We start from the raw sequence: 19,404 nt of genomic DNA, 5'->3' as shown, positions 1-19,404 counted from the left end.
CTTAGCAGCAGTTCTTTGGCACACGGGGCGGGCTGCCGGGGTGGGGCCGGCCGCGGGTGGCGTAGCGCGCAAACAGCGGCAGGGGGTAGCCTGCCCGGCGCGGCCAGCAGTGAGCCAACGCCGCCGCCCGGTAGCCCAGGAGCGGCGAAGCGCGGCACGGGCGAAGGAGAATTGCTAGTGGCGGGTGGGCTGGCTGTCCAGCGGGTGCGCTGGCTCCATTTCGGCGGGGCCTTGCGCCACAAAGCCTTCCAGCAGCGCCAGCAATTGGGGGCGGGAGTAGGGCCGGTGGGTAAGCCCCAGGCCATCGGCCGGCGCTTCGCCCAGCAGCGTGCGCAGGTCGTGGGGCCGGGCCAGGCGGCAGCCCATCGTCCAGCCCCCAAAGCTGCGCCGGGCGCACGCCCCCTCGCTTATCACCTGGCAGTGAAAATGACGGGTATCGGACAAAATAACGTGGTAGTAGAGGTGCCGCACGGCCGTTTTGGGGCCTTCCAGCACTTGTAAAAACCGGCCATCGGCCGTGTGCAGCAGCACGCCCGAAATGTTATTGGCCTGGTTGTGGGCCCGGCCCCGCCGCAGCAGGGCCGCGAGCGCGGGCTCCCCGAACTCGCCCAGGGCCTGGCTTTGATAAATGAGGTGATAAAGGTCCACGAGGCAAAAGGAGAAGAGATGAAAAAAGAGGCCGGCCCTACAGCTCGTGCGGCGCGGGCTGGCCCGCGGCCCAGGCGTCGAAGCTGGCCACGGCGGTGGCGGCAATGGCAGCCAGGGCCTCGCGGGTGAGGTAGCCCTGGTGCGGTGTCACCAGCACGTTGGGGTAGGTAAGCAGCTGCGCAAACGTGTGGTCGCGCAGCGGGTCGCGGGTGTGGTCGGCAAAAAACAGCCCTTTCTCGGCCTCGTACACGTCGAGGCCCAGGTAGCCGAGCCGGCCGCTATCGAGGGCGCGCAGCGCGGCGGCCGTGTCGAGCACGCCCCCGCGGCCGGTGTTGATGAGCATCGCGCCGGGCTTCAGCTGGCCCAGCACCTGGTCGTCGAACAGGTGCCGGGTCTGGGCCGTGAGGGGCGTGTGCAGGCTGATGATGTCGGCCCGGGCGCACAGCGCGGGCAGGGCCACGTACTCCAGGTCGTAGCGCTGGGCTAGCGCTGGGTTGGGCTGCACATCTTCGCCCAGCAGCCGGCAGCCGAAGCCGTGCAGCATACCCGCCAGCACGGCCCCAATGCGCCCCACGCCCACAATGCCCACCGTTTTGCCGTGCAACTCAAAGCCAATGAGCTTGTCGAGGCAAAAGTCGTTGGCGCGCAGCTGCTGGTTGGCCTGGCGCAGGTGGCGGGCCAGGGCCAGCATCAGGGCCACGGCGTGCTCGGCAATGGCGTAGGGCGAGTAGTCGGGCACGTGGGCCACGCGCAGGCCCAGCCGGTGGGCGGCGGGCAGGTCTACCTGGTCGGTGCCGGCGGCGCGCACCAGCACGTAGCGCACGCCGTGCGCCACCAGCTGGGCCAGCACGGGGGCCGACAAGTCATCGGCCCCAAACACGCTGACGGCCAGCGCCCCCTGGGCCAGTGGCACGGTCTGGTCGGTGAGCGCCGCCTCGTAAAACTGCACCTGGTGCCGGCCCGCGTTGGCCCGCTCCAAAAAGGGGCGCTCGAAGGCCAGGGTGCTGAAAACAATGACGTTCATAGCTGAAATAAATAGTTAAGCAACAGTATAACAGTAGTTTACCTCCCCATCGCCTACCGGTGCATGGTTTGCAGGGCGCGGTAAAGCACCTTCGGGTCGTGCTGCCCTTTGTAGAGCGCGGGGGGCTGCTTGTCGAGCTTCAGTAATTTATACACCGCCAGCTGGGCCGAGCGCACGGAGTATTCTACGGTAAACACCACATCGTCAGGCATTTCAGTAAACTGGCCCAGGAAGGCGAAGTTGGTCGAGCCCTCGGGCACCACCTGGGGCCGGTCGCCGGGGGCGCGGGTCAAAAACTGGCTGGTGATGTAGGGCAGCAGCGCCGGAATGCAGTTGGCCTCGGCGATGACGGCCGGCAGGTGCTCGGTAAAGTGCAGTTGGCTAAGCAGTTCGGTCATAATTTCTTCACCCGAGCAGTCGCTCATCTTCTTCGGCACGTAGTCCCCCACCCTATCCGGAAACAGCCCGTAGCCCCAGAACACCGTTACGCCGGCCGGCTGGTTGATAAAATGCGGCTGGTAGGCCAGCACCACCGACAGCAGCCAGCTGGAATCCTTGAGCGTGACCAGCGCCCCGGTGCCGGCCTTGTTGCCCGAGAATTTCTCCATCAAATCGAAAAACAGCGTGCCGTGGCTGGTCACCGTAAACGACTCCCAGGTCGACTCGTGCAGGCGCTTGTCGAAGACGTAGGGCCGGCCGAAGTCAGAGTATTTCTGGGCCACGGTTTCCCACAGGGCCCAGGCCCCGTCGCCGGGCGCGGCGTTGAGCACCGGCGCGGTAGTCATGGTGCCCAGCGTCGAGTTGGCCGTCATCGAGCCGTTGGTAACCATTACCAGGTCGTGGGGCTGCACGTCCTGAATCTGGGCCACCTGGCTGCGGGTGTAGTGCAGGCGCACCACGGTTTTGGTAGTGGCGTGGGGCGCAAAATCCAGGTCCGTTACCTGGCTGCCCAGCCGGAAATCCACCCCTTGGCCTTGCAGCCACGTCAGGATGGGTAACACCATGGAATCGAACTGATTATAGGGCGTACGGTCGACGCCCGCCAGCGTGTCGATGCGCGGAAACTCGTGGAGAAAGCGCAGCAGATACCGCTTAAATTCTACCAGGCTGTGCCAGGGCTGAAAGGCAAACATGGTGGCCCACATAAACCAGAAATTCGTTGTAAAAAAGCCGGGCCTGAACCACTCGTTCACGCGCTTGGTGCCGAGCAGGTGCTCGGGCATGGCCAGCAGCTCCACAATGGCAAGCCGGTCGGGCTCGGTAAAGCCCATGGTCGTCACGTCCACAACGTGGCCGTGGCGGTCCACCACCCGCGCCAGGGCGTGGGTTTTAAGCTGCTCATTGAAGGCCATAATATCTTCGTACACTGACTTGCCCGCGTGCTCCAGCGACGGAATGGCGGCCAGCAGCTCGTAGGTGCAGCGGTAGCTGAAATTCAGCATGCGGCCCCCGCGCAGCACGTAGCCCTGGTCGGCCTGCCCGGCCGCGTCGAGGCTGCCGCCAACCAGCGCCGCTTCTTCCAGAATATGAATATTCGCCCCCGGCAGGTGCCCGTCGCGAATAAGAAAAGCCGCCGCCGCCAGCGAGGCAATGCCGCCGCCCACGAGGTAGGCGTGGCGGGAAACAGGCGCAATTGGCTGGGTCATAACGTGGGTAAGTGAACGAGTACTGCTCACCTGGCTACCCGAAAACCAGGAGGCAAGCAGGGGGCTTGGGAGGCTGCAAGGTTCCGTTGGCCGCCCGGCCCGGCCCATGACTAAAATCAGGTGGCGGGGCTGACATAACGCATGGCTGCGGGCCGGCCACGCCCGGTTCTTTGCCAGTAGTTTCCAACTTCCCCTGCTTGCTACATGGCCCTCTCGCTGCTGGTGCTTACCGACTTCTTCCAACCCGCCGACCACGCCCTGGCCTACGCCGACGCGCTGGCCGGGGCCATTGGCGCGCAGCTGGTGCTGCTGCACGTGCGCCGCGACTCGGTGCTGGACCCCGAGCACTTCACCGGCCGCGTCGATACGCTCAGCCAGGAGGCCATTGACCTCGCCCTGGCCAGCCTCACGCGCGAGCTGGCCGCGCCCGCCGTGGCCGAAGTAGCGCACGGCCAGGTAGCCGAGGCCGTGGCCGCCGCCCTGCGCCGCCACCAACCCGCGCTGGTAGTGCTCGGCCACCGCAACACCAATAGCATGGCCGACGAGCTGGTATCGACTGCCGCGCTGGATATTCTGCGCACCGCCCCGCAGCCCATGCTGGTGGTGCCCACCCACGCCAGCCCCACCGTTCCGCGGCGGCTCTTACTAGCCCTTGATGAGGAAACATTTAGCCTGGGAGCGCACGCCGTACTGGTCCGGCACCTGCTCGACGAGCTGCACGCGGAGCTAACCGTGCTGCACGTTGGCTCCGACGAGGCGAGCGCCACGGCCGGCACGGCCGCCGCCCGCGAGGCGCTTGAGCGCACGGGCCTCGCCCTCGACCTGACCACCGGCCTGCGCACCCTGCCCCTGGTGCACGCCACGCCGGGCGGCGGCATTTTGCAGGCAGTGGCGGGCGGCGGGTTCGATTGGGTAGTGCTGGTGGCGCGCCCCCGCAGCTTCCTGGGCGGGCTGTTTCACCGCAGCGTCACGGCCCACGTGCTGCTGCACAGCCCGGTACCCGTGCTGGTGCTGCCGGCCGCGTAGCGGCGCGCGGCGGTTTGGGCCCTAGAAGCCTAAGCCCACGGACATTGCCTGCAAGGGGCGCGGCAGGTCGGCTCCTTATAGTGGCGGCACCGATGGCCAGGTTAATGGTGTAGACGCTGGCAGTGGTGCCCACCGTCAGCACGGCAAAGCCCGTGCCGCTGGCACCCCCGATATCAAACCAGTTTACGCCGGTCGTATTCACGCCCAGCGCGCCCACCGCAACGAGCGTGCCCACGTTGGGCGGGTCCTGGCGGTACAGCTTGCCGGTGGTGGGGTCGATGTCGTAGAGCACCGTGGCACTGCCCCCCGATACCGGGTTGGTATAGGCCACGGCCGAAATGGCGGCACCCGTTACGCCATTAATGGCACCAACGGCTCCCGGGTTCGGGTACCAATTGGCAGGTGCCGGCTCCCGGTTTTTGAAAATCGCGGCCAGGCAAAAAGCTGTCCGGCAACTCCTGCCAGCGGCATTTACCCCTGGCCACGGGCAGCACTAGCGAGGGTCTATCCTACTGACTTTTAGCATATCAGGCGTAAGCTCCACTATTTTCAGGCGGTAGCTCTGCGCCGGCGGGCCGGCTACCCGCAGGTGCACCACGTGCGCATTGTCCCAGGTCCACTGGCCCGGTAGCGGCAACAGCCCGTCGGTGGGCGCAATGACAAATTTGGTCAGGCGGCCAGTGGGCTCGAAGGTGATTCCTTCGCGGCCCCTGGCCGGCGGAAACGAGTAGCTGGCCGGGCGGTACACCTGCACCGAGCCCTGGTCTTCCTCCTGGCTGTGGCGCCAGGCGCGCGCAAGCATCTGGGTCTGGGGGTTTTGAGGTGCCTGAGCCACGGGGCTAGCCGAGCGGCAGCCAACCAGCAGGGTGGCCGAACCGGCCAAAACGAGCAGTAAACGCATAGAAAAAGGGTAATGAGCAGAAAACGGGCGATTGCTAAAACGGTGCCAGTCCCGCAGTCCGGTCGGGCCGCCAACAAGGCACATGGGCGGCAACAACGCAGCTGGCCACGCCTAGGGCAGCGTACTCCACTTGCTTCGCCAAGGGCTTGCGGGTAACGGCCGCGGCTACCCAGCGCCGGTTCAGCCCAGACAATAATCGTTTCTAAAGCCCTCTCCTACTGATAAGAAAAGCCTTTTTCGCTACCGCTGCTGCCGAACGCGGATTTACGAAATTGTGAACTTTTTTCCCACCTGGCTTGTGAGAACCAATTTTATTTTCTTACCTTTGCAGCACCAAAACGGAAAAGCCTCTTGGTTTTCCCGACTGCGGTAAACGGTTTGGTAGTTCAGCTGGTTAGAATGCCGCCCTGTCACGGCGGAGGTCGCGGGTTCGAGTCCCGTCCAGACCGCAATCGTTTTCAAACAAAAAGGCCCTGTAAGTTAAGTACTTACAGGGCCTTTTTGTTTGTTAGGTTCGAATAATAATTGGATATTTCAACACGGGAGAAGCAGGCGGCAAGCGTGTGGATAGCGTTGCCTGGCAGCTGGCTAGTGCAGACAACCGCCATACCCGCTGAGCGGCGCTGGGTAGGTGGCACCACTGGAAAGCAAGCTTTTTCTTACTTCATCCAAGTTGCTGACCAGCGCGCCGCACCGGAAAGCTTCCGCTTGAGAGGCCAGCCGGCTGGCCCGCCGGCGCGAGCCGGCCGGTTGACGCTCTTTAATTCGGCCGACCGGTTGACGTTGTTAAGCCAGCCAGGCCGTTGAGTATAGCTCTGAGGACCAGCGCTTAGGCAACCCTACTTACACAAACTGCGCCTTTCAGGCGTAGTCAGCGTATTTACTACCCCTGCATTAACGCGCTCGTCTGGCTTCCTGCCCACGAGGCGCGCATTGGAACCCGAAAAGTAACCACTACGCTACCCAACGCAGCTTTCAACCACCCCAGCCAATGAAAACGCTCCTTACAGTTGCCAGCACCCTGGTGCTCACCGCGCACTTGCTCACCGCCTCCGCTCAAGCGCCGGCCACCCCCCGCCCCGCCCCCGCCAAGCCCACCAAAACGCCCGACCAACGCGCCGCCACCTACCAAGGCCCCAAAGTGGTGAAGGATAGCAAAGCCCTGGGCCAGAGGATGGTGCAAAAAAGCAAGCCCATTGATAGGCGGCTGCCCGTCCCCACGCCGGTGAAGGTGAAGTAACCGCCACCAGCGCTGTCGCAACGCAGCATCTGGATGCAGCACCCGCGGGTAGTTGGGGCTGGTTGGCTCAACTACCGCGCGCTGCGTTAAACTGCACGCAGTGCAGCCAGCGGCACGTTGCCCCCGGTTTTCCCTCGTTTTTGCTTTATGCCTCCCCTTCTTCCCCTTAGCTTATCAGACCAGCTGGCCTTGCAGCGTACCAGCCTGGCCAACGAGCGTACCCTGCTCACCTACGTGCGCACCAGCCTGGCGCTGCTGGGCTTTGGGTTAACGCTGCTGCAATTTCACCCCGAGCGGGGCGGCCGGCTGGGCTACTCGGCCCTGGCTGGGGCAGGCCTGGTGCTGGCGGTGGGCTTGCTGCGCTTCCGCATTCGTCGGCACCAGCTCACAGCTTGCCAATTTGCCGACCAATAGCGCCTGGCCAGCAGACTGGCACTGGAAACCACTTGGTTAGCGCAGCTACTTGGAAAACGTTAGATTAGAGAGCTTACGCAAAAGCCGTTTTCTTGTCCGAATACGACCAAAGGCTATTCGGCGCAACTAGCTGGTTACCAGGCTCACCAGCTAGTATGCCCCTCCATAGCCAGCCACAGCCAATGCAGCAGCGCCACGCTCCCCCAGGCCACCAGGCCGGCCACCGCCACGAACAGCACCAACACCACTAGTATCAAGCCTTTACCGCTGCCAGTGTGCTGGCCCTGGGCGTAGTGGCGGCGCAGCAGGGCCACGTTGCGCTCGTTGCTTTTGAAGGTGAAGTCGAAGATGCTGCCCAAAATTGGGATGGCCCCTACCACGGTATCAATGAGAATGTTGAGGGCCATGCGCACCACCACGGCCCCGCTGGCCCCGTGGCGCAGCATGGTGAGCAGCAGCGCTACCGACACCAAGGTGGTCGATAGGTCACCCACAACGGGCACCAGGCCCAGCAGCGGGTCGAGGCCGAAGCGAAACTGCGTACCCGGCAGCTGAAACTGGCTGTCGAGGAGGCGGGCCACGCGCTCAACCCAGCGCAGGCGCTCATCGGCATCGAAGGCGGTAATTTCGGGGCGGCGGGTAGTGGTGGGCATGGTCTGGCAGGAATAGTTGACGGCTATACGCTGCCCGGCCCCGGAAGGGTCGCAGTAGCCACTGCCCGCCTACCACCGCCACCCGGCAAAACCTGCCGGCCCTTGGCTTGTCTGCCTGGGTAGCAACCCGTTTTTTTCTATGCCCCTGCCCTTGCCCTTGCCCTTGCCTGCCGCGGTGCCCCGGCCCGCGCGCCCCACCACGGTCCTGTTCGATTTGGACGATACCCTGTTTGACCACACCGCCACGTCGCGGGCCACGTTGCGGGTAGCCGCCGCCGGGCTACCCTTTTTCCCGACGGTAGATTTCGAGGCTTTCTACCAGTTTTACAGCGACCTACTGGAAGAGCTGCACCTGCACGTGCTGCACGGCCGCCTCACCCCCGCCGAGGCCCGCGACCAGCGGTTTCGGGGGCTGCTGGCCCGCTACCAGCCCCGCGCCACTCCCGCCGACGCCGACCGGCTGGCCGATGCCTACTACGCACACTACGCCCGCCTGCGCCAGCCGGTGCCAGGGGCCCTGGCCCTGCTGCAAGCCCTGCGGCCGCACTACCGCGTGGGCATCATCACCAACAACCGCACGGCCGAGCAAACTGATAAATTGCGCTTTATGGGCATGGCAGATTTGGTCGATGCCCTTATCACGTCCGAAGACGTGGGCGTGCCCAAGCCCGACCCACGCATTTTTGCGGCCGCCCTGCACAAGCTGAATGCCCGCCCCACCGACACCGTGCTGGTGGGCGACAACTGGGCGGCCGATGTACTTGGGGCGCTGGCCGTGGGTATTCGCCCGCTGTGGCTCAATCGCAACGGCGCGGCGCAGCCACTGCCCGGCGTGCCCGCCATCACCAGCCTGGAGCCGCTGGCCGGGGTGCTGGCCCACATTGCCGGCGCGCCGGCGTAGTGCGCAGGTCGGCACCCTTTTCACCGGCTATCCGCTCGTTGTTCGTACTAGTTGTTCTAACGGCGCAAACAACGAGCGGGCTACCAACTCAACCCCGGCAGCCCGCCCAGGGCCTGGTCAGATAGCCTTCATTAATGTACTAATGCGCAGCGTATTGCGCTCGCCATGACAGACGCCTTGCGCCATTTCCGGGAGGAAGCGCGCAAGCCTGGATTGGCGCGGGGGCAGCGGGCCGGTACTGTGCCAGTTTTTGCCAAGCCGGCGGGGCCCACCTGGGCTGGGCTTACGCCTTCACTGCACTGCTAAAAGTTTTTAGCCAGGTTCTCAGGCAATTGAACAAAAGCAATACGGCCGTTTGCGTTGCGGGGCCTAGCTTTAGAACATGAACTATCCCACCCCTACTCTTCAACCTTTGCAGGTTGCTACGCTTGCTACTGAGCAAAGCCGCCAGCGCCTGGCAGCAGCCGTTATTTCCTTCACGCAGGGCACGCGCTTTGCGCTGGAGCCCTACCAGCAGCAGGTGCTTGACCTCTTCATGCGGGGCCGCCTCACCATCGACGAAGTTGTGTATTCCCTGGAATCCGCGGCCCGGTTCCGAGCCAACGCCGGCCTAAGCTAAGGCTGGGCGCGGGCGGGCCACCAGCCCCCACCCCGGCAGGCCCGGCGGGGCTCTCCCCTGCCTAAGTAAAAGCCAGCCAGGAATTTATACTATTTTCTCCTTCAAAACCCGGGCTATTCTGAGTTTTTGCTAGCTGCTAAGCCTACTTTTATAGGCAGCTACGCCGCGCAGGTAACCCTGTCTTACCTACACAGCCGTTGCGCCCAGCATCCTTTATTGCGGCAACTCCTTGCATAGCAATTAGTTACTTATAAATTATCATTTTTCAACGCTATGCTTGCTTCCGTTCCCGCCGATAACACCCGCGTCAACGTTTTGTCTACCAACGAGATAAACTACTGGTGTCACGTCCTCAACTGCACCGAAACCCGCCTGCGCAATGCCGTGCTCGCCGTGGGCGTGCTGGCCTCCGACGTGCGCGCCTACCTCAACCGCTAGTATCCGGCCTGCGCTTAGGGTCAGCACTTTACTTTCCAGAAGCTTACGTGCCAGCTACCCGGGTTGGCGCGTGAGCTTTTTCAGCTTCCGGGCCGGCGGGCGGCAACAGTACGCGGGGGTGGCCGTTAGCTACGCACTGGCTTCTCTGCTAAAGGCCGCTTCCCGTGACTCACTCTTTCGATGCGCTCATTATTGGGGCGGGCCAGGCGGGCCCGTCGCTCGCTGGCCGGCTCACGGCCGCCGGCTACACGGTGGCCCTGGTAGAGCGCCAGGATTTTGGCGGCACCTGCGTTAACGCGGGCTGCACGCCCACCAAAGCGCTCATTGCCAGTGCTAAAGCCGCGCACACCCTGCGCCAAGCCACCCACTACGGCCTGCCTTCGGTGGGGGAGCTCACCGTGGACCTGGCCCCGGTGCAGGCCCGCAAAGACGCCATTGTGGCCGCCTCGCGCAATGGCCTCGAAAACTGGCTGCTGCACATGAAGGGCTGCACGGTGTTTCGGGGCACCGCCCGGTTTTTATCGGCCACCACCATGCAGGTGGGCAACGACGTGCTCGAAGCCCCGCGCATTTTTCTGAACGTGGGCGGCCGCCCAGCCCGCCCGCCGCTGCCCGGCATTGCGCAGGTGCCCCACCTCACCAGCAGCACCATTCTGGCCCTGGCCGAGCTGCCGGCGCACCTGCTCATTGTGGGCGCGGGAGCCGTGGGCCTGGAGTTTGGGCAGCTGTTTCGGCGGCTGGGGGCGCAGGTCACTATTGTGGAGCGCAGCCCGCGCCTGCTGCCGCACGAAGATGCCGACGTGGCCGCCGCCGTGCACGAGAGCCTGGCTGGTGAAGGCATTACGCTGCGGCTCGGGGCCGATTGCATTGGCCTGGGCCTGGAAGACGGGCAGCCCGTGGTGCAGGTACACTGCGCGCAGGATGCCTCGCCCAGCCGCGGCTCGCACCTGCTGCTGGCCATTGGCCGCCAGCCCAACACCGACGACCTGGGCCTGGCCAACGCCGGCCTGCACGCCGATGCGCGCGGCTTCATCCCGGTAGATGAGCAGCTGCAAACGGCCGTGCCCGGCATTTGGGCGCTGGGCGACTGCAACGGCCGCGGCGCGTTTACCCACACCGCCTACAACGACTTTGAGATAGTGGCCGCCAACCTGCTCGACAACGACCCGCGCCGCGTGGGCGACCGGCTGCCCGCGTCGGCCATTTACGTGGACCCGCCCTTCGCCAAAGTGGGCCTCACTGAAGACGAGGTGCGCGCCGCCGGTACGCCCGCCCTGGTAGGCAAGCGCCCCATGACCAAGGTAGGCCGGGCCGTGGAAAAGGGTGAAACGCAAGGCTTTATCAAAGTACTGGTGCATGCCGAAACCGACCAGATTCTGGGGGCCAGCATTGTGGGCGTGGGTGGCGACGAGGCCATTCACTGCATTATCACGGCTATGTATGCCAAGCAAACGGCCGCCTTCATGCGCCGCAACGTATTCATCCACCCCACCGTGGCCGAGCTGATTCCGACGGTGTTTGGCGAGTTGAAACCGCTGGAAGCCAAGCCGGCTGCGTAGAGGCAATGTTGCGCAGAGCCCACGCTACATCCCCTTCTAGTTCATAATAACTTCCTCATACTGCCGCAATGTGCGGCCGGTAGTTTTGGTTCTTCCAACCAATTCGCACCGTATGCACCCGTACTTTTCCTCCTTGCTACCCGCAGCTTTGCTGTTGGGGTTTTCTTACTCAGCGGCTCAGGCCCAGATGATTAGCCGGCCCAGCGCCACGCTGGTAGTGGCCGAGGGCGCGGGCAGCGTCAGCATTCCGCTTACCCTTGCCAGCCCGGGGGCGGCGGCCAGCACCGTATAGGTGGTGTTGCAGGCGTTTGGCACGGCCACGGCCGACCAGGATTTCACCTGCGCCACCACTCAAACCATTACGTTTCCGGCCGGGGCTACGGGGCCGCAAATGCTGACCATTCCTATTCTCGATGACGCAGCGGGCGGGGAAACCGAGTACTTCGTGGTGCGCCTGCAAAACGCTGCCAACGCCACCATTACGGCGGGGGCCACCGACACACTGGTGTATATCCGGGACAACGACGCGGCCGCCCCGGCGCGGACCAATACCGTCAGCTTGAGCTTGTTGCAGAGCTACCAGACCGGCACGCCCTTCAGCGGCACCACGCAGCTAAACTCGGCTGAGATTGTGAGCTACGATGCCAGCACCAAGCGCCTGTACGTGGCCAACTCGGTGGGCGGAAAGCTCGCTATTCTGAGCCTGGCCAACCCGGCCGCCATCCCGGCCATTGCTTCCATTGACATCAAAACCTACGGCGGCCTCAACTCGGTGTATGCCCGCAACGACTTGATAGCCTGCAATTTGGAAAATACCAACCCGCGGGCCAACGGCAGCGTGGTATTCTTTGACCAGAACGGCGTGTTTCAGAAGCAAGCAACCGTGGGGGCCATGCCCGACATGCTGACCTTTTCGCCCGATGGCCGCTACGTGCTCACCGCCAACGAGGGCGAGCCCAACGCCGCCTACACCACCGGCCCCGAGGGCAGCGTGTCGATGATTGATATTTTGGGCGGCATCGCGGGCCTCACCCAGGCCAACGTGACCACGGCCGGCTTCACCGCCTACAACAGGCCAGGCGGCGGCGCGGCGGGCGCAGGGCATCCGCCTCTACGGTGGGCTGGCGGCCACACCCGCCACGGTGGCGCAGGACCTGGAGCCCGAATACATAGCCGTGAGCGCCGACTCGCGCACGGCCTACATTACGCTGCAAGAAAAAAACGGCATTGCGGTGCTCGACCTGGGCAGCAAGCAGATAACGGCCATTCGGCCAGTGGGTTATAGCGACCTCAGCCGGCCCGGCCACGACCTCGACGCCTCCGACCAGACCTCCGAGGCGCTCCTTGCCAGCTGGCCCATTAAGGGCATGCGCCAGCCCAATGCCCTGGCCACGTTTGAGGTGGGCGGAACGCCGTATTTGCTGGCGGCCAGCGAGGGCGACGCCCGCGACTACGCCGGCTTTAGCGAGTAGGTGCGCCTGGGCACCACCAGCGCCAGCGCGCCCCACGTGCTCGATGCTGCGGCGTTTCCAAACGCGGCGCTGCTGAAGAACAACGCCGTGCTGGGCCGCCTCAACGTAACCAACCGCCTCGGCGACACCGTGCTGGTCTTCAATATTAACAACCCCGCCAGCCCAATGCTCGAAACCTGCCTCAACAACCGCAGCCTCACGGCCGGCACCGGCGACCTGGGCCCCGAGGGCCTCGTATTTATCGCGGCCGCCGACAGCCCTACCGGCCAGCCCCTGCTGGTGCTGGTCAACGAAGTAAGCAGCACGGTGGCCGTGTACGGCATCCAGACCCCCACCATGACGGCCACGCGGGCCGGGTAGGCCGCCGCGCCGCTGCTGCTCTACCCCAACCCCAGCCAGGGCGGGGCCGTGCAGCTAAGCCGGCCCATTTCGGGCGCACTGCACGACCTCACGGGCCGGCCCGTGCGCCAGCTAGCTACTACCAACCAGCTCGAAACCAGCGGCTTGGCAGCCGGCATCTACGTGCTGCGCGCCACCGACGGGGCCACCAGCAAGCTGGTAGTTCGCTAGGTTGGGGGGCGGCAGGTTAATACTCCAGAAACGCCTCGTCGGGGTAGCACCAGGCCCAGCGCTCGCTGGGCTGGGCCGAGGTGATAACGGGGTGCTGCGTAGCGCGGAAATGCTTGGTAGCGTGCTTGTTAGGCGAGTCGTCGCAGCAGCCCACGTGGCCGCACTGCTGGCAAGTGCGCAGGTGCACCCAGGCATCGCCCAAGGCCACGCATTCGGGGCACACGTGCCGGGTATCGTGCTTTAGGTGGGCAAGGTCGAGCGCCGCCAGGTGTTGACAGGAAATGTCCATAACAAAAGAAAACGAACGGCAACGTAACACCGGTCAGCTTATTATTAGTAAATTATTATTTATGACATAGTTAAACGGTACTAAAGCCGAGTTTGCGACCACTTTGCTAGCTAGCTATACTTCTTGCTAACTCGGCAGCAAGGTAATGAGCCGGGGCATTATTAATTGGTGGTCAGCGCTTTGGGGATATGCTCGCCTGCGTTACCTGCCCAAGCTGCGGCCGGCCGGCCGGGCGCTCAAGCCGGCCGGCGAGCGGGCCCCGGTGAGCCAGAATTTAGCTCAACAGGAAAAAATAAAATTTCCCACATTAGTCCTATCTCTTCTTAGTTTCCTACCTTTGCGGGGCATGGAAAAAGATTACCACCCGTCCCTTAGCTTATTGGCCCGCACGGCCAGTTCCTCGTGGCAGCAGCAGCTACGCCACAGCGTGCGCCTGTACTTGGCCCTGGGTGCCAACCCGCTTGTAGAGTTAGAACTAGATAGTGTTTTGCAAAAGACTGAGGAAGAACTAGTTAGCTTTTTACTAGAGGGGGAGCCGCCCACGGATGCCGCGCGTCGGCAAGCCCAGACGTTTCTAGACATGGCCCAGAACGAGCTGCTCGCCTCCGAAACCGACGTGCAGCAGCTGCTGCGCGAGGGCGTGCCCACCAGCTAGGCCCAGCGCGGGCTACTGCTCAGTGAGGTAGGCCATCAGCCGCGTGGCGGCCGCAATGACGGGGCCGCCCATGGGGTCGGCCTGCAATACGTCGAACGGGCCCTCGCCAAAGTACAAACCATCGGACACCAGAAAGGTGAGGCGCACCATACCATTGGGCGGGAAGGGCCGCCGCGGCTGGTCCCACTTGCCAATTTGGTTGACGACGGTGAGGCTGGCGGCAAACAGCTCGTCGAGCAGCTGGCGCGACTCCGGGGTTTGGGTTTCCCACACCAGCAGCTTTTCGGCCTGGTTGAGGTAGCGCGCCCCGCCCTCGCTAAAGGCGGCCAGCACGTCGAGCCCGCCGGGCAGGCCCACTTCCACCACCACGCCCAAAATCTCGCGGTGGTCGATGAATGCGCCGCTGGCGGCCAGCAAGCGGTAGGCCAGCAGGCGCTGGCGCGCCTCCAGGGTTTTGTCGGCCGCCACGGCTTGCAGCTGCGCGGGGGTGGGCGCGGCGGCCAGCAGCACGGTCCAGGGGTAGGCGGTGGGCGCGGTGGCTTGCCGGTACAGGGCAACATCGTCGCAAAACAAGAGCTCGTACACGTGGTTCAGCCCGTCGTTCTGGTAGGGCTTGGTGGGCTTTTTGGCGAAGAGGTTGAAGATTCCCATACGTTTTTGAGTGAGCTGCGCCGCCCGGTGCGCGGCGGCGCGGGCGCGGGCTCCTTACCCAGGGCTACGCCAGCGCCCCCGTATACGGGCAAAAGCCCGATAGCAACGGCCGCGCAGGGACCGCCAACCACTTATTCGGGGCGAACTTGCACCGTGGTGGCTCTGCCAGCCCACCCTAGCTCTTCCTGCCCCATGAAATTGATTTGCCTGTGCGGGGCCTTGGCCCTGCCGCTGCTCGGAGCCGCCCAGCAGCTGGCGGCCACGCTGCCGCCCCTCACCTACCACGTGGGCCTCACCAAAGCCCCCCTCTACCGCAGCGCCGCCGACACGGCGCGCAAGCCCAGCCGCTACCTGTTCAGCCAGGCCGAAGCCGTGGTGGTGGGCCGGTTTTCGCCGCGCTGGGTGGTCGTGCGCAACGACGGCTTTCTCTACCTCACGCCCGTGGATAAGCTGCGCGACTACGACCCCGCCGATGCCGAGAAGCTGCCCCTTGACCCACGCACCCAGCTCATTACCTACGAAGGCGTGGTGTCGGTGCCGGGTGTCAGCCAGGCCGACCTCTACGCCCGCGCTACCGCCTGGGTCGCCAGCGCCTATACCTCCGGCAACGGCGTGCTGGAGCAGCAGGACCCCGCCGCGGGCCAGCTGGTGGTGCAGGGTGAGCTGCCCGCTTTGGTCTACAATGTGTACGCGGGCGTGCTGCGCAGCAGCTACGCCGGGGTGGTGCGCCACACGCTCACCATCTACGTAAAAGACGGGCGTTATAAGTACGTCCTCAGCAACTTAGCCCACAATGCTAAGTCCACGCTCTCTATGAAATCGGGCGGGGCCCTGGAGCAGGACAATGCCAGCCTGTATGGCTACGCCGGCCTCGGCAGCCACAAGCCCTGGACGGACCTGAAAGTGGCTGCCACCCGCGACGTGCGCCACCTGCTGGCCGGGCTGGAAGAGGCCATGACCCTGCAACAACCCCGGGCAGCAAAAAAAGCCAGCGATTTTTAGCCGCTTACTGCTGTTCGGCTTTCATCACCAGCCCCGCGCCGGGCGCCGGGGTCATCGTTACGCCCCCAACGCCCGGCGCGGGCCCGCAGGCAGCTTGCGCGCGCGCCGGGCCCCAGCTGCACTGGGTAAATAAATGGCTTTTTGGGTCCACTGCGTACACCCAAAGGCCCTCCCTACTGCGTAGGTGCGGGCATTATTCCCTTTATTTTATGAGTCCCAACGCAATGGACCCCAGTAAATCGCTTGACCACTACGCCAATCGCCGCGACTTGCTGCGCGGCTTTTTGGAAGAGTACGCGCTCCTTACCAAGGAAGTACCGGAGATAGCGGCGCAGCTTAGCTTCAGCGGTTTTGTAGACTTTTCGTTCGCCTATTTCCGCATCGGGGAACAAACCGGGGGCGTCGAGCGCCTGGGCCAGGAGCTTACCCGCGTGCGCCAGCAGCTGCCCACTCTCTAGCTTACCCGTTCTGCTCTGCCCCGATGAATCTTCAGCTGCTGCACGCTGGTCCTTGCCTCACTACGTATTACGATTCGCACAACGACTGGCTCTTCGCCGACTGGCAGGGGGACCTCACGCTGCCCGGCGTGCAGGCGGCGTGCCTGGAGCTTACCCGCTGCTACCAGCGCAACAACTACCCGCGCGTACTAAATAGCAACGCCCTGGTAACCAGCATTAGCCGGGATGTAACACCCTGGCTAGCCCAGGAGTTTGTGCCGGTAATGGAGTTTACGGGGGTGCGGCAGCTGGCCTGGGTATGCGCCCCCGCCCTGGGCGGCCGCTACATGGCCCAGGAAATTGCCAACCGCGAGCCCACTAGGTGCTTAACGCTGTTCAGCGACCTGGAGGAAGCCGTGGCGTGGCTCCAGCGCACCCGCACCGACTATAGCTCGGGGTGCGCCCGGCCCCTGCGGCTGCCCACCACCCAGGCGCGGCTGGACGAAGCTGTTCAGCGCCTTGCGCAGTGCATAGCCGCTTACGAGCCCGCCCGCCTAGCGCCTACCGGGCGCTGATGCAGTGGGGGTATAGCAGCTATGCTACAGTAAGTTGCCTACAGCGCAGCGCTTCTTTACCGGTGCTTCCGGGCCAGGCGCGCCGGGGCTGGTTTCGCCGGGGGCGTGTTCAAAAAGGCATTGAGGACGGGCGAGGGCCGGCCATCGTCGCCCCAGGCGTTGAGCTGGCAGCCGCGCCAGCTTTTGGCCCCCTCGGGCTCCCAACAGAACACGCCCAGGCCCTTGCCCTGGGGCACGGCCGGCTGCGTGGCCACCAGCAGGTCGCAGGTGTTTTGCACCTTTGTGTAGTCGTTGCCCACTTCGGCCACTACCACCTCCTTGCCGGGGTAGCTCGCCACCATGTCGAGCAGGTTGGCCCGCAGGTTGGCGATGAATTCGGTGTAGTCTTGCTTGAGCCAGCAGGGGTAGCACGACATGCCGATGACGTCGAACCGGCCGCCGTTTTTCGTAAGGGTATCGAAGAAATACTAGTACATAGCGTTGTCGTGGCCCCGGTTGAGGTGCACGATGACCTTGGAGGTGGGGCGCACGGCTTTCACCGCCTCGTAGCCCTTCGTGATGAGCTGGGCGAGCTGGGCCGGGTTCTTCTGTGTTTCCCCCGGGCCAGAGCATGCCGCCGGGTATCTCGTTGCCAACCTGCACCCATTCGGGCGCTACGCCGGCGGCTTGCAGGGCCGTCAGGGTGCTGAACGTGCGGTCGTACCCAGCGGTGGGCAGCTGCGCGAAGGGATGCGCCGCCCAGGCCACGGGCTTGGCCTGCCCGCCGGGGTCGACCCAGGTATCGCGGTAGTAAAAGTCAATCATGACCCAAAAACCCGCCGCCCTGGCCCGCGTGGCCATCGCCACCACTTTGGCCGGGCTGCCATACCCACTGGCCTTATCATCGGACGGGTTGACGAACACGTGTAGTCGTATTAAATTGATAATCTGAGCTTTAAAAATATAAAAGCAGTCCCGGGCCACGCCCTGCGCGTTGCAGAACACGTAGCCCGTAGCCTCCATCTGCTGAAGCCAGCCCACGTCGGCCCCCTTGGCAAAGGATTGGGCCGAGGCAGCGGGGGCAAGTAGCGCCGTGCCGCCGGCCAGGCCAAACACCAGCGCGCCGGGCTACGCACGACAACCACCTTATAATCAGGTAGTACGCCAAGGAAGTTGGCAGCAGCTAGCCCCGGTGGCAGCTAGTCCGACTTACGCAGCCAGGCGCAACGCAGGAATGAGAAAAAGGACGGGCAAAGCGGAGCCCACCGGGCCCTGCTGCCGGCCCCATTAGGCCTCCAGGGCAAACAGCTCCGTGAGCGTAGCCACGAGCTGGTCGGCTTCGCCGCGCTGGCAGGCGGCTTTGAGCTGGAGCACGGGCAGCTTGAGAAACTTCTGCGTGAGCGCGCTGGTAACGGCCTCCATGCGGCGGGCTTCGTCGGCGCTCATCTGCTTTTGAAACCGGCCTACCTCTTGCTGCCGCATTTGCTCCAGCGTGCTTTTTAGCTTCTGAATGAGGGGCGACACCTGCATTTCCCGGCTCCACTCGTGCAAGCCCGCCAGGCTTTCGGCAATGATGGCCTGCACCTGCGGCACGGCCGCCGCGCGCCCCGCCAGGGCGGTGGCGGCGTTGCGCTGAATGGCGTCCAGGTTGTAGACTAGCACGCCCGGCACGCTCTCGGCGGCCGGCTCCACACTGCGCGGCACCGAGAGGTCGATAAAGAATTTGGGGGTCAGAATATCCAGCCCTGCGAGCAGCTCGCGGGTGAAGAGCGGGCACGGGGCCGCCACGGCGGAAATAACAACATCGGCGGCCTGCAGGCCCCGCGCCAGCTGCTCGAAGGGCAGCACCGGCAGGCCGCATTCGGCGGCCAGGGCCGCGGCCGGCTCCGGCGTGCGGTTGCAGAGCACGACGTCGGCAAAGTGCTTGCTTTTAGCGAAGTAGCGGCCGATGTCCGACCCCATTTCCCCAAGCCCCACCAGCAGCACGCGCGGCCGGGCCACGGCGGCGGTCAGGGCCTCCACCAGCGCCAGCGTGGCCGAAGCGGTGGACGCGGCCCCGTCGTGAAAGGCCGTTTCCTGCTGCACGCGCTTGTGGGCAGCAAAAACGGTGTGCAGCAGCCGGTGCAAAAACGGCCCGGCGGCCCCGGCATCGGCCGAGCGCTGGTAGGCAATTTTCACCTGGTTGCCAATCTGCGCATCCCCAACCACCTGCGCATCAAGGCCCAGCGCAACATCAAATAAGTGCCGCGCGGCGGCCGTGGCGGAGCCATACGTGGTAAAATAGGCCGCAAAGTCTTCTGCACTATCCAGGCCCCGCGCCTGCCCCACCGCCGCGATAATGGCGGCACGCTGGTCGTGCGCGGCGCAGTAGTACACTTCCGTGCGGTTGCAGGTGCCGAGCACCAGCACGTCGGTCAGCCCCAGCGTGTGCTGGAGCACGTGCAGCAGCTGGTCGCAGGCGGCCCCATCCAGCGCAAGCTGCTCACGGATAGCCAGGGGGGCGTTTTTATAGGAAAGGCTGACGGCCTTAAAGGGATGAATCATAGTAACCGGCTTAGCCTGGAGCAAGCAACCCGGGCGGGAGGCACTTGCAGCCCCAAAATTCCGCGCAAAAGCCGGTCAAACGCATGAGGAGCGTCAAGCGTTCGGTTGATTGTTGTTAGGCAGCGGGTTTCACTACTTGGCGCAGTCCCCAAATCCGGTAG

Annotated in this window: 24 protein-coding genes, 1 tRNA gene and 3 pseudogenes; 17 read left to right on the top strand and 11 right to left on the bottom strand. The window is 64.2% G+C overall.

Annotated features, from left to right (window positions below):
• Nucleotides 1–174: 174 nt before the first annotated feature.
• The 3 genes from QMK33_RS21265 to QMK33_RS21255 are packed head-to-tail and all read right to left on the bottom strand — an operon-like array spanning nt 175 to nt 3,318.
• A complete protein-coding gene (locus tag QMK33_RS21265; RefSeq protein WP_283566638.1) occupies nt 175–648 on the bottom strand; it encodes a BLUF domain-containing protein in 474 nt (157 codons plus the stop codon).
• Between the two features lie 37 nt (nt 649–685).
• Nucleotides 686–1,672: a 2-hydroxyacid dehydrogenase gene (locus tag QMK33_RS21260; protein ID WP_283566637.1), complete on the bottom strand. Its 987-nt coding sequence runs from the start codon at nt 1,670–1,672 to the stop codon at nt 686–688.
• A gap of 53 nt (nt 1,673–1,725) precedes the next feature.
• The gene (locus tag QMK33_RS21255) at nt 1,726–3,318 is read right to left on the bottom strand and encodes an oleate hydratase (protein WP_283566636.1); all 1,593 of its coding nucleotides are present in this window, start codon (nt 3,316–3,318) and stop codon (nt 1,726–1,728) included.
• Nucleotides 3,319–3,522: 204 nt separating this feature from the next.
• On the opposite strand from QMK33_RS21255, the gene QMK33_RS21250 reads away from it, so the two are divergent.
• Complete coding sequence (locus QMK33_RS21250; RefSeq protein ID WP_283566635.1) at nt 3,523–4,344, top strand: universal stress protein; 822 nt, start codon at nt 3,523–3,525, stop codon at nt 4,342–4,344.
• On the opposite strand, the gene QMK33_RS21245 is transcribed toward QMK33_RS21250, so the two are convergent.
• Both QMK33_RS21245 and QMK33_RS21240 read right to left on the bottom strand, forming a co-directional pair.
• Entirely contained in the window at nt 4,286–4,708 is a 423-nt protein-coding gene (locus tag QMK33_RS21245) for a DUF4394 domain-containing protein (RefSeq protein WP_283566640.1), read from the bottom strand. The two genes, QMK33_RS21250 and QMK33_RS21245, sit on opposite strands and share 59 nt — an antisense overlap.
• Before the next feature lie 129 nt (nt 4,709–4,837).
• Nucleotides 4,838–5,245 carry a hypothetical protein gene (locus tag QMK33_RS21240; RefSeq protein ID WP_283566634.1) on the bottom strand — a complete coding sequence of 136 codons (408 nt, stop codon included), beginning with the start codon at nt 5,243–5,245 and terminating at the stop codon, nt 4,838–4,840.
• 375 nt (nt 5,246–5,620) lie between these two features.
• Here QMK33_RS21240 and QMK33_RS21235 point away from each other — a divergent pair.
• The 3 genes from QMK33_RS21235 to QMK33_RS21225 all read left to right on the top strand — a co-directional run bounded on the left by QMK33_RS21235 (nt 5,621) and on the right by QMK33_RS21225 (nt 6,899).
• Nucleotides 5,621–5,694 (top strand) — tRNA-Asp (locus QMK33_RS21235).
• Nucleotides 5,695–6,236: 542 nt separating this feature from the next.
• Nucleotides 6,237–6,485, top strand: a complete 249-nt coding sequence (locus QMK33_RS21230; protein ID WP_283566633.1) for a hypothetical protein — start codon at nt 6,237–6,239, stop codon at nt 6,483–6,485.
• Between the two features lie 147 nt (nt 6,486–6,632).
• The gene (locus tag QMK33_RS21225; RefSeq protein WP_283566632.1) at nt 6,633–6,899 is read left to right on the top strand and encodes a DUF202 domain-containing protein; all 267 of its coding nucleotides are present in this window, start codon (nt 6,633–6,635) and stop codon (nt 6,897–6,899) included.
• Nucleotides 6,900–7,042: 143 nt separating this feature from the next.
• Here QMK33_RS21225 and QMK33_RS21220 read toward each other — a convergent pair whose 3' ends face one another.
• Entirely contained in the window at nt 7,043–7,552 is a 510-nt protein-coding gene (locus tag QMK33_RS21220) for a DUF4112 domain-containing protein (protein ID WP_283566631.1), read from the bottom strand.
• Between the two features lie 139 nt (nt 7,553–7,691).
• On the opposite strand from QMK33_RS21220, the gene QMK33_RS21215 reads away from it, so the two are divergent.
• The 9 genes and pseudogenes from QMK33_RS21215 to QMK33_RS21175 all read left to right on the top strand — a co-directional run bounded on the left by QMK33_RS21215 (nt 7,692) and on the right by QMK33_RS21175 (nt 13,111).
• The gene (locus QMK33_RS21215) at nt 7,692–8,453 is read left to right on the top strand and encodes an HAD family hydrolase (RefSeq protein ID WP_283566630.1); all 762 of its coding nucleotides are present in this window, start codon (nt 7,692–7,694) and stop codon (nt 8,451–8,453) included.
• Nucleotides 8,454–8,835: 382 nt separating this feature from the next.
• Nucleotides 8,836–9,072, top strand: a complete 237-nt coding sequence (locus QMK33_RS21210; protein ID WP_283566629.1) for a hypothetical protein — start codon at nt 8,836–8,838, stop codon at nt 9,070–9,072.
• Nucleotides 9,073–9,345: 273 nt separating this feature from the next.
• Nucleotides 9,346–9,510, top strand: a complete 165-nt coding sequence (locus tag QMK33_RS21205; RefSeq protein ID WP_283566628.1) for a DUF3606 domain-containing protein — start codon at nt 9,346–9,348, stop codon at nt 9,508–9,510.
• A gap of 164 nt (nt 9,511–9,674) precedes the next feature.
• Nucleotides 9,675–11,069 (top strand): FAD-containing oxidoreductase, encoded by a 1,395-nt coding sequence (locus QMK33_RS21200; RefSeq protein ID WP_283566627.1) that lies wholly within the window; start codon nt 9,675–9,677, stop codon nt 11,067–11,069.
• A gap of 112 nt (nt 11,070–11,181) precedes the next feature.
• Nucleotides 11,182–11,361 (top strand): hypothetical protein, encoded by a 180-nt coding sequence (locus tag QMK33_RS21195; protein WP_283566626.1) that lies wholly within the window; start codon nt 11,182–11,184, stop codon nt 11,359–11,361.
• A 99-nt stretch (nt 11,362–11,460) separates the two neighbouring features.
• A pseudogene (locus QMK33_RS21190) lies at nt 11,461–12,132 on the top strand (choice-of-anchor I domain-containing protein); the annotation flags it as partial.
• Between the two features lie 40 nt (nt 12,133–12,172).
• Nucleotides 12,173–12,541: a choice-of-anchor I domain-containing protein gene (locus QMK33_RS23695; RefSeq protein WP_502867086.1), complete on the top strand. Its 369-nt coding sequence runs from the start codon at nt 12,173–12,175 to the stop codon at nt 12,539–12,541.
• On the top strand, nt 12,542–12,901 hold the full coding sequence (locus QMK33_RS21180; RefSeq protein ID WP_283566623.1) for a choice-of-anchor I domain-containing protein: 360 nt from the start codon (nt 12,542–12,544) through the stop codon (nt 12,899–12,901).
• A 12-nt stretch (nt 12,902–12,913) separates the two neighbouring features.
• Nucleotides 12,914–13,111 (top strand): T9SS type A sorting domain-containing protein, encoded by a 198-nt coding sequence (locus QMK33_RS21175; protein WP_349361789.1) that lies wholly within the window; start codon nt 12,914–12,916, stop codon nt 13,109–13,111.
• Between the two features lie 16 nt (nt 13,112–13,127).
• Here QMK33_RS21175 and QMK33_RS21170 read toward each other — a convergent pair whose 3' ends face one another.
• Nucleotides 13,128–13,400 carry a UBP-type zinc finger domain-containing protein gene (locus tag QMK33_RS21170; protein ID WP_283566622.1) on the bottom strand — a complete coding sequence of 91 codons (273 nt, stop codon included), beginning with the start codon at nt 13,398–13,400 and terminating at the stop codon, nt 13,128–13,130.
• 346 nt (nt 13,401–13,746) lie between these two features.
• Here QMK33_RS21170 and QMK33_RS21165 point away from each other — a divergent pair, with 346 nt between their 5' ends.
• Complete coding sequence (locus QMK33_RS21165; RefSeq protein ID WP_283566621.1) at nt 13,747–14,055, top strand: hypothetical protein; 309 nt, start codon at nt 13,747–13,749, stop codon at nt 14,053–14,055.
• 12 nt (nt 14,056–14,067) lie between these two features.
• Here the strand turns inward: QMK33_RS21165 and QMK33_RS21160 are convergent, their stop codons facing one another.
• Nucleotides 14,068–14,706, bottom strand: a complete 639-nt coding sequence (locus tag QMK33_RS21160; protein WP_283566620.1) for a hypothetical protein — start codon at nt 14,704–14,706, stop codon at nt 14,068–14,070.
• Between the two features lie 192 nt (nt 14,707–14,898).
• On the opposite strand from QMK33_RS21160, the gene QMK33_RS21155 reads away from it, so the two are divergent.
• From QMK33_RS21155 to QMK33_RS21145, 3 genes are all read left to right on the top strand, one after another.
• On the top strand, nt 14,899–15,708 hold the full coding sequence (locus tag QMK33_RS21155) for a DUF4468 domain-containing protein (RefSeq protein ID WP_283566619.1): 810 nt from the start codon (nt 14,899–14,901) through the stop codon (nt 15,706–15,708).
• Between the two features lie 209 nt (nt 15,709–15,917).
• Nucleotides 15,918–16,166, top strand: coding sequence for a hypothetical protein (locus tag QMK33_RS21150; protein WP_283566618.1), 249 nt, complete (start codon nt 15,918–15,920; stop codon nt 16,164–16,166).
• 23 nt (nt 16,167–16,189) lie between these two features.
• Nucleotides 16,190–16,720, top strand: coding sequence for a hypothetical protein (locus QMK33_RS21145; RefSeq protein WP_283566617.1), 531 nt, complete (start codon nt 16,190–16,192; stop codon nt 16,718–16,720).
• 56 nt (nt 16,721–16,776) lie between these two features.
• Here QMK33_RS21145 and QMK33_RS21140 read toward each other — a convergent pair.
• The 3 genes and pseudogenes from QMK33_RS21140 to hemA all read right to left on the bottom strand — a co-directional run bounded on the left by QMK33_RS21140 (nt 16,777) and on the right by hemA (nt 19,243).
• Nucleotides 16,777–17,259: pseudogene (locus QMK33_RS21140) on the bottom strand (glycosyl hydrolase 53 family protein).
• Nucleotides 17,260–17,377: 118 nt separating this feature from the next.
• A pseudogene (locus tag QMK33_RS23690) lies at nt 17,378–17,722 on the bottom strand (glycosyl hydrolase 53 family protein); the annotation flags it as partial.
• 264 nt (nt 17,723–17,986) lie between these two features.
• A complete protein-coding gene (gene hemA, locus QMK33_RS21135) occupies nt 17,987–19,243 on the bottom strand; it encodes a glutamyl-tRNA reductase (RefSeq protein ID WP_283566616.1) in 1,257 nt (418 codons plus the stop codon).
• Nucleotides 19,244–19,404 lie beyond the last annotated feature (161 nt).

The sequence above is a fragment of the Hymenobacter sp. H14-R3 genome (genome assembly GCF_030063445.1).
Lineage (GTDB): Bacteria > Bacteroidota > Bacteroidia > Cytophagales > Hymenobacteraceae > Hymenobacter.
The sequence above is the reverse complement of the archived record's forward strand: the minus strand, read 5'-3'. Positions and strand labels throughout refer to the sequence as shown.